Below are 8,498 nucleotides of genomic sequence, written 5' to 3' on the forward strand. Positions count from 1 at the left end.
GCCCTGCCCCGCGCCGCCGCTTCGCCCCGCGCCCCCCCGTGCGGACCTTTCGGCACCATGCGCAGGTTTCGGCGGGCGCATGGTGTCGAAACCTCCGCATGGGCGGGGCGGGGGGCAGGGCAGGGGCGCTGCGGGGGGCAGGGCGGGGGCGCGCCGGCGCGCGCAGGGGCGCCGGCCGACGGGCGGGCGCTACTCGACGTTCGCCGTGATCGCGCGGAGCATCTCGGCGAGCTCCTCGCGGCGCGCGGGGTCGATCGGGCCCGCGATGTGCTTCTCCTGCTGGTTGAAGGCGGGGAACAGCTCCGTCATGAGCGCGCGCCCGGCATCCGTGAGCATGACCTCGACGAGCCGGCCGTCGGTCGTGCTGCGAGTGCGGGTGAGCCAGCCCCTGCCCTCGAGGGTCGACAGCACTCCCGTGAGCGTCGCCTTGGAGAAGCCGCCCTCGACGGCGATCTGGCGGGTCTCGATCGGCTCCCAGATCCAGACCACCCAGAGCACGACGAAGGCCGTCCACGACAGGTTGTTCTCCGACAGGACGGTGCGCTCGAAGTGGTTGCGCACGGCGTTGGCCGCGCGGAAGAGGTTGGAGGCGACGGCCATCGCGGCGTAGTCGATGGGGAGCTCGCCGAGGCGTGCGCCGACCTGGCGCTCCGTCTCCTCGAGGGTGTGAGGTCCGGCCATGGTGTCACTCTATTCGACCTCTCGGGCCGCGAACTCTCGCGCGCCGGGAGGTGATCGCCTAGTGTTTGTTCGTATCCAAACAACCTCCCGACGAAGGGATCGAGTTGACTTCAACGAAGAACGTCAGCCTGGCCGACCTCGACCTGTTCGAATCAGGCGACCCGTGGGCCGCATTCGACGAGCTGCGCGCCAACCAGCCCGTGCACTGGGATGAGGAGGACGCCCCCAACCACGGATTCTGGTCGCTCACCCGCTACCACGACATCGTGAGCGTGCTGCGAGACACCGAGACCTTCTCCAGCGAGCGCGGCACCGTCAACCTCGAGGAGCTCGACGCCGAGCAGATCGAGGCGCGCAAGTCGATGCTCGAGACCGACGGGGTGCGGCACCGCTCACTGCGCCGGCTGATGCAGGGCGAGTTCACGCCCCGGGCCGTCGCCGGCTACGAGACCTTCCTGCGCGGGCTCACCGCGACGACCCTCGATGCGGCCTTCGCGAAGGGCGAGTTCGACTTCGTCGCCGACGTGGCCGCGGACTTCCCGATCCGGGTGCTCGCGAAGATGCTCGACGTTCCCGACGCCGACATCTACAAGCTCATCGACTGGGGCAACCGCATGGTCGGCAACGACGACCCCGAGCACGCCGACGTGCTCGCGTCGTCGGCCGAGAGCGAGAAGTACCGACTGCTGCCGTTCCGCTCCCCCGCCGCCCTCGAGGTCTTCGAGTACGGCCGGATGCTCGCCGACGAGCGCCGCGGAACAGACCGCACCGACCTCGTCGCACGACTGGTGAACCAGGTGCCCGAAGACGGCATCCCGCTCTCAGAGCGCGACTTCAACAGCTACTTCCTGCTGCTCGTAGTCGCCGGCAACGAGACCACGCGGCACACCATCACGCACTCGATGAACTACCTCATCCAGAACCCCGACCAGTTCGCGCTGCTCAAGGAGCGGCCGGAGCTCATCCCGTGGGCGGTCGAGGAGTTCCTCCGGCTCGCGAGCCCGGTGTTCCACTTCCGGCGCACCGCGCAGCGCGACACCGAGATCAACGGGCAGGCGATCCGCGAGGGCGACAAGGTCGTCACCTGGTTCGCCTCGGGCAACCGCGACCCCGAGGTCTTCGCCGACCCGTACCGCATGGACGTCACCCGCAGCCCCAACGAGCACATGGCGTTCGGCCGCGGCGGGCCGCACATGTGCCTCGGCAACGCGCTCGCGCGGCTCGAGATCCGCATCATGTTCGAGAGCCTCATCCCGCGGGTCGACCGCATGGTCGCCCTCGGCGAGCCCGACCGGCTGCGAAGCAACTTCGTCAACGGCATCAAGCGCTTCCCGGTGCGCGTCGAGCTCTCGTGACCGAGCCCAGCGAGCATGCGATCTGGGGCGATGAGTCGGAGGTCGTGCAGCTCGCCCTCGACTGGACGGCCCAGCGCGTCGTGCGCCACACCGATCCTCTGACGACGGCCCGCAGCGCGTCCGAGCTCGCGGCCGCCGCGGGGCCCACGATCGTGCCGGGCGGCATCGGCGGCGCCGAGGCGCTCCGCATCTTCGACGAGGTGCTCGAGCCCGCCACCCGCTCGCAGGACGACCCGCTCAACCTCGCCTACATCGCCGCCGCCCCCACGCGCGCGGCGGTCGCCTTCGACCTCGTCACCAGCGCCTCGAACATCTTCGGCGGCATGTGGGAGGCGGGCGCCGGCGCCATCTACGCCGAGAACGAGGCTCTCGCGTGGATCACCGGCCTGCTCGGCTGGCCCACGACGGCGGGGGGATGCTTCGTCTCGGGCGGCACGTCGGGCAACCTCTCGGCGCTCATGACGGCCCGCGACACCGCTCGCACCCGGCGCGGATCCCGGCCCGCGGGCGGCTGGAAGCTCGCCTGCACCACCAACGCCCATTCCTCGATCGCGGTCGCCGCGCGCGCGCTGGACGTCGAGATCGTCGACGTGCCGATCGACTCGCGCGGCCACCTCACGGGCGCCGCCCTGCGCGCCGTGCTCGAGCGCGAGCCGGACGTGTTCGCCGTGGTCGCCTCCGCGGGCACGACCAACGAGGGGCTCGTCGACGACCTCGCCGACATCGCCGACGTCTGCGGGGAGTTCGGCGCCTGGCTGCACGTCGACGGAGCGTACGGCGGTGCCGCCCTCGCGGCACCGAGCGCGCGTCCGCTGTTCGACGGCGTCGAGCGCGCGGACAGCTTCATCGTCGACCCGCACAAGTGGCTCTTCGCGCCCTACGACTGCTGCGCGCTCGTGTACCGGGAGCCCCAGCTGGCGCGGGCGGTCCACGCCCAGCACGCGAGCTACCTCGACCACATCGACCGGGAGTCGTGGAACCCGAGCGAGCTCGCGGTGCACCTGAGCCGTCGGGCGCGGGGGCTCCCGCTCTGGTTCAGCCTCGCCACGCACGGCACCGACCGCTACCGGGATGCCGTCGAGCTCTGCCTGAGCACCGCACGGGCCGTGGCTGAGGGGATCCGGGCATCCGGGCACCTGGAGCTTGTGCGCGAGCCCGAGCTCTCCGTGCTGCTGTTCGAGCGGCCGGGATACACGGACGAGCAGTACAGCGCATGGTCGACCGAGATGTCGCACGCGGGGCGCATCCTGTGCGTGCCCACGACCTGGCGCGGCCGGACCGTGCTGCGGCTCGCCTTCGTGAACCCGGACACGTCCGCGGACGCGGTGCTGGAGGCGCTCGAGACCCTGGCGGGTTGAGTAGGCCGCCCGCGGCCGTATCGAAACCCGGCTTCGATACGGGCGCTAGAGCGCAGTACTCAACCGGCTGAACCCGAGGAACGCGTCAACGAGGGCGTTCGTCCTCGCCAGGGCCGCGGGCTCCTCGGCCCGGGTGTGCTCGAGGAGGGCATCCGGGTCCTGGCCGTCGGCGACCACCTGCGGGGCGCCACCCTCGCGCAGCCAGCCCTCGAGGGCGTCGCCGGTGAGCTCCGGGTGGAACTGCAGCGCGAGCGAGCGGCCCACGGTGAACGCCTGCGAGGCTACCGCGTTGCGGGCGATCTCCGTCGCGCCGGCGGGGACGGTCCAGCGGTCGTAGTGGAACTGGAACCAGGGCCCCGGCCCCACGAGCGCGGGCTCGTCCGTGTGGATGGGCGTCCAGCCGATCTCGGCCTTGGGCGCCCGGGCCACGGTGCCGCCGAGCGCGCGGGAGAGCAGTTGCCCGCCGAAGCAGATACCGAGCACCGGGATGCCCGCATCCTGAGCCCCGCGCAGCCAGCCGATCTCCGGCAGCAGCCAGTTGCCGATGCACGCGTCGTCCCAGGCGCCCCACGGCGCGCCCATGGGCACGAGGAGGTCGTACTCCCCCGCGTCCGGGAACTCGAACGAGACGTTCGGGGTGGCGAAGTTCGCCTCGTCCACGACCAGGATCTCGTCCACCTCGAAGCCCCGGTCGCGGAGCCGCTGCGACACCGGGCCGGTCGGGCTCACGTGGTCGTGCTGGACGAAAAGGGCTCGCATCGCGTTAGTATCTCACTAATCGTTCAGGGCCGAACGATTTTGTACCGGAGGACACATGAGTCTCGACGTCGCAGCACTTCGTACCGATCTCGACGCCAAGGGCATCGACGTTCTGAGGCTGATCTTCCCGGACATCCTCGGGATCACGCGGTCGAAGGACCTGCTCGTGAGCCAGCTCGAGCGGGCCAAGAGCCCCGCCTTCTGCCAGGGCGTCTGGGTGACGACCACCCGCGGCGGCGTCCTCGACGGCAACGACATCATGTCGTCCGGGCTTCCCGACCTCATCACGCGCATCGACCCGGCCACCCTCACGATGATGCCGTGGGAGCCGGGAGTGGCCCTCGTCATCGCCGACGCGCTCGAGCCAGACGGCTCGCCCAGCGCCATCGCCCCGCGGTCCGTGCTGCGCGCCGTGATCGACCAGTACGCCGAGCTCGGCCTTACGCCCGTCGTCGGCCCCGAGCTCGAGTTCTACATCGCCGACCACGACGAGAACGGCTGGCGCCGAGCCATCAGCCGCACCGGCCGCGTCTACACGACCGGCGCGTGGGTCGACCCGGACGGCACGCTCCTGCACCTGCTCCGGATGCTCGACCAGATGGATATCGGCGTGTTCGCGGGCAACCACGAGTTCAGCCCCTCGCAGTACGAGATCAACCTGTGGCACAGCGAGGCCATGGACGCGGCCGACCGCACGTTCCTGTTCAAAACGGCGGTGCGCGACATCGTGGCGAGGACCGGCAAGCACGCGACGTTCCTCGGCAAGCCCTGGAGCGACGAGGGCGGCAGCGGGTTCCACCTGCACTTCTCCGTGGTCGACTCCACCACCGGCGCGAACCTCATGCACGACGGCGAGGGCCTCTCGAGCCGGGCGCAGCAGATGATCGCCGGGATCCTCTCGCACGCGGCATCCGTCGCAGCCTTCACCAACCCGACGGTCAACGCCTACAAGCGGCTCGGCCCCGACACCCTCGCCCCGTACCGCGCCAACTGGGGCCACGACAACCGCAGCGCCATGCTGCGGGTGCCGCCCGAGCGCGGCGCGGGCACGCGGCTCGAGATCCGGCTGGGCGACGGCTCGGCCAATCCGTACCTCATGATCGCGGCCATCCTCGCCGCGGGGCTGGACGGCCTGCGCAACGGGCTCACCGCGCCCGCGGCGGCCGAGGGCTGGGCGTACGAGGACGAGGCTGCGGGCATCCTGCCGATGTCGCTGACGGCGGCGCTCGACGCGCTCGGGGCGAATGACAGCATGCGCGCCACGATGGGCTCGGCGATCGTCGACGTGTTCAGCCTCATGAAGCGCGACGAGGTCGAGCGGTACGAGTCCGAGACCGTGGACCCGACGACCCGCGACGTCACTCCGTGGGAGATCGACGAGTACCTCGCCGACTACTAGGCCGGTTGAGCAGGGCGCTCCAGCGCGCGTATCGAAACCCAGGCGGGTTGAGTAGGGCGCTCCAGCGCGCGTATCGAAACCCCTGCGGGTTGAGCAGGGCGCTCTAGCGCTCGTATCGAAACCCCTGCGGGTTGAGTAGGGCGCTCTAGCGCTCGTATCGAAACCCAGGCGGGTTGAGTAGGGCGCTCCAGCGCGCGTATCGAAACCCCTGTGCCATAGGTTTCGATACGGCCGCGGGCGGCCTACTCAACCCGCCCCCTACACCGCGCGCGACCGGTCGGCGATGAGCTCGCCGCCCGCGAACGTGACGCCGAGCTCGCGGTAGTACCCGCCGAGGATCTCCCCCACGGGCAGGATCGAGTGCAGCTCGTCCCACGGGGAGTCCGCGAGGCTCAGCTCGGCGTCGCCGCGCCACGCCTGCCCCAGGTCGGCATCGGTGCCGCCCATGGTCACGAGCTGGTCGAACGACAGGCCCTGGCCCTGCGAGATCGACGGCATGAAGCGGTTGTGCAGCATCCGGTGGCCGTTGACGAAGCCGTTGCTCTCGGACGGCTCGCGCAGGGTCACGACAGCCGAGGCGAGGCGGTGGTCGTAGGCGGCGAGGGATGCCCCGAGCTGGGCGCCCGCCTCGAGCCGCGGTGTGGCGCGCCCGTGGTTGAAGAGCCGTGTGACGTGCACGGAGCCGAGCTTCTTCGGGTAGCCCTGGAACCAGCCGCGGCCGATTGCGAAGTCCTTGGTCACCCAGATCGCGACGCAGCGGCTGTAGACGACGCCCTCGTACGAGCACCGCACCACCACGAACGCCTCGAGGTACTGGGAGCGGACCGGGTCGAGCAGCTCGAGGCCGCCCTCGCTGCACGACTGCCAGTCGGCCCAGATGATCGCGACCGCGCCCGGGTCCTCGGGCGCGAGGTCGATGTCCTCCGGCAGGATCGCGCGGACGTTGGCGGGATCGGTGCGGTACTCGACCGTGAGCAAGGTGCCCGAGTAGTACCAGGGCATCTTCGGTACCAGTGAGCTCGAGCCGCGCGGTGTGAGGGGCGGCAGGAATCCGTTGAGCGCTGTCATGCGCACGAGCGTAGCCCAGAACGATTCGGTTCCGAACGAACTTGACTCAAACTATTGACGTGGGCGGGCGGGCTCGCCAAGGTGGTCACAAGTCGTTTGGATACGGACGACTTCGCGTACCCGAAGCTCAATGAGGAGTGTCAGATGTCGCAATCCCCGGCCCCCACCGAGACCAGCTCCGAGACCTCGAAGGGCGGCCTGCGCAAGGGCCGCCTCGGCGTCATCGGAATCGTCTTCTTCGTCGTCGCGGCCTCCGCCCCGCTCGTCGGCATGACGGGCGCCGTGCCCGTCGCCATCGTGCTGGGCAACGGCGCGGCGGTGCCCGGCGCGTACCTCGCGATCGGCCTCATCCTGCTGCTGTTCAGCGTCGGCTACGCGACGATGAGCCAGAAGGTCACCAACGCCGGCGCGTTCTTCGCCTACGTCGGGCGCGGCCTCGGGCGCAACGCGGGCATCGCCTCGGCCTTCGTGTCGATCCTCGCCTACGTGGCCATCCAGCTCGCGATCTACGGCTTCCTCGGCGTCGTCGCCGCGGGCGAGTTCGGCCTGCTGCCGTGGTGGGCGTGGGCGCTCATCGCCTGGGCGCTCGTCACCGCCCTCTCCCTGCTCAGCGTCGACGTCGGCGCCAAGGTGCTCGGCGTCCTCATGGTGCTCGAGCTCGCCTCCTTGCTCACCACCTCCGTCGCGATCCTCGTCACGGGCGGACCGGAGGGCCTCAACTTCGCTGCCTCCTTCGCGCCCGACCAGATCCTCGTCGGCGGTCTCGCGGGCTCCGCGGGCATCGCCTTCGCCTTCGCGTTCGCGTCGTTCATCGGATTCGAGGCGACGGCCATCTACGGCGAGGAGTCGAAGGACCCGAAGCGCGCCGTCCCGCGCGCCACCTACGCGGCAGTGGCCGTCATCACCGTGCTGTTCGCCATCACCGCGTTCGCGATGGTCACCGGCATGGGCTCCTCCGCGGTCATCGACCAGGTGCTCCAGCGCTCGAACGGACTCGTCGACCCCGCCGCAGTGCTGTTCAGCCTCGCGTCGGAGTACGTCGGCCCGTGGCTCGCCACGATCATGGGCATCCTCGTCATCTCGAGCCTGTTCGCCGGGCTGCTCGCATTCCAGAACGCGTCGGCGCGCTACTTCTTCGCGATGGCCCGCGGCGGCGTGCTGCCCGCTGCCCTCGCCCGAACCAACCGCCGCGGTGCCCCGAGCAACGCCTCGCTGCTCACGACGATCATCGCCGGAGCTGTGATCATCCTCTTCGCCGTGCTCCAGCTCGACCCGTTCCTCACCCTGTTCAGCTGGTTCAGCGGTCTGGCGGTGCTCGCGATCGTGCTCATCGAGATCCTGGTCTCGATCGCCGTCATCCGGTACTTCCTCCGCAACCGCGGCGAGGCCAACGTGTTCCAGGCGGTCATCGCGCCGGTGCTCGCGATCGTGGGCCTGGTGCTCGGCGAGTACCTGCTCATGTCCCGCTTCGCGATCCTCGCCGGCACCGCCGCCGAGGGCGTGGACCCGACGGTCACCCCGTGGAGCATGAACGCCGTCGGCTGGATCCTCGTGCTCCTGCCGTTCGTGCTGCTCGTCGTCGGCTTCATCGTGGCGTCCCTGCGCCGCTCGACGAACGAGGAACTGCTGCGGGACGTGATCTCCTAGGCCCCGGCCGACTCGCCACCCCCGGCCCCGCGTCCCGCCCGCCCGGTACGAAATGCAGGAGCTCTCGGGAGCCCAGCCCGAGAATCAGGCGGTCGCGTTCTCGTGAGAGCGCTCCACTCCTGCATTTCGTACCGGCGGGGCGCGGGCGGGGCGCGGGCGGGGCGGGGCGCGGGGCGGGCGGGGCAGAGCCAGCAGGTCGCCGTGAACCAGCTCGCGACGGGGCTCGGCATC

7 protein-coding genes are annotated in these 8,498 nt (G+C 70.4%); 4 read left to right on the forward strand and 3 right to left on the reverse strand.

Translation table 11 applies throughout. The annotated features are described in order from the left end of the window. Positions 1 to 189: 189 nt before the first annotated feature. On the reverse strand, positions 190 to 681 hold the full coding sequence (locus AC1RTC_RS17070) for a MarR family winged helix-turn-helix transcriptional regulator (RefSeq protein WP_493157791.1): 492 nt from the start codon (positions 679 to 681) through the stop codon (positions 190 to 192). A gap of 104 nt (positions 682 to 785) precedes the next feature. On the opposite strand from AC1RTC_RS17070, the gene AC1RTC_RS17075 reads away from it, so the two are divergent. Together AC1RTC_RS17075 and AC1RTC_RS17080 are read left to right on the forward strand one after the other, a co-directional pair. Next, positions 786 to 2,036 (forward strand): cytochrome P450, encoded by a 1,251-nt coding sequence (locus AC1RTC_RS17075; RefSeq protein ID WP_493157793.1) that lies wholly within the window; start codon positions 786 to 788, stop codon positions 2,034 to 2,036. Then, a complete protein-coding gene (locus AC1RTC_RS17080) occupies positions 2,033 to 3,394 on the forward strand; it encodes a pyridoxal phosphate-dependent decarboxylase family protein (protein ID WP_493157794.1) in 1,362 nt (453 codons plus the stop codon). The genes AC1RTC_RS17075 and AC1RTC_RS17080 overlap by 4 nt, the downstream gene beginning before the upstream one ends. Before the next feature lie 45 nt (positions 3,395 to 3,439). Here the strand turns inward: AC1RTC_RS17080 and AC1RTC_RS17085 are convergent, their stop codons facing one another. Then, the gene (locus tag AC1RTC_RS17085; protein WP_493157796.1) at positions 3,440 to 4,153 is read right to left on the reverse strand and encodes a type 1 glutamine amidotransferase; all 714 of its coding nucleotides are present in this window, start codon (positions 4,151 to 4,153) and stop codon (positions 3,440 to 3,442) included. 55 nt (positions 4,154 to 4,208) lie between these two features. Between AC1RTC_RS17085 and AC1RTC_RS17090 the strand changes: the two genes are divergently transcribed. After that, complete coding sequence (locus tag AC1RTC_RS17090) at positions 4,209 to 5,552, forward strand: glutamine synthetase family protein (RefSeq protein WP_493157798.1); 1,344 nt, start codon at positions 4,209 to 4,211, stop codon at positions 5,550 to 5,552. A 258-nt stretch (positions 5,553 to 5,810) separates the two neighbouring features. Here AC1RTC_RS17090 and AC1RTC_RS17095 read toward each other — a convergent pair whose 3' ends face one another. Continuing rightward, positions 5,811 to 6,620: an acetoacetate decarboxylase family protein gene (locus AC1RTC_RS17095; RefSeq protein WP_493157800.1), complete on the reverse strand. Its 810-nt coding sequence runs from the start codon at positions 6,618 to 6,620 to the stop codon at positions 5,811 to 5,813. Between the two features lie 144 nt (positions 6,621 to 6,764). On the opposite strand from AC1RTC_RS17095, the gene AC1RTC_RS17100 reads away from it, so the two are divergent. Further along, the gene (locus tag AC1RTC_RS17100; protein WP_493157802.1) at positions 6,765 to 8,267 is read left to right on the forward strand and encodes an APC family permease; all 1,503 of its coding nucleotides are present in this window, start codon (positions 6,765 to 6,767) and stop codon (positions 8,265 to 8,267) included. The last annotated feature ends 231 nt before the right edge of the window (positions 8,268 to 8,498 follow it).

The sequence above is a fragment of the Rhodoglobus sp. GW821-FHT12B09 genome (assembly GCF_058809925.1).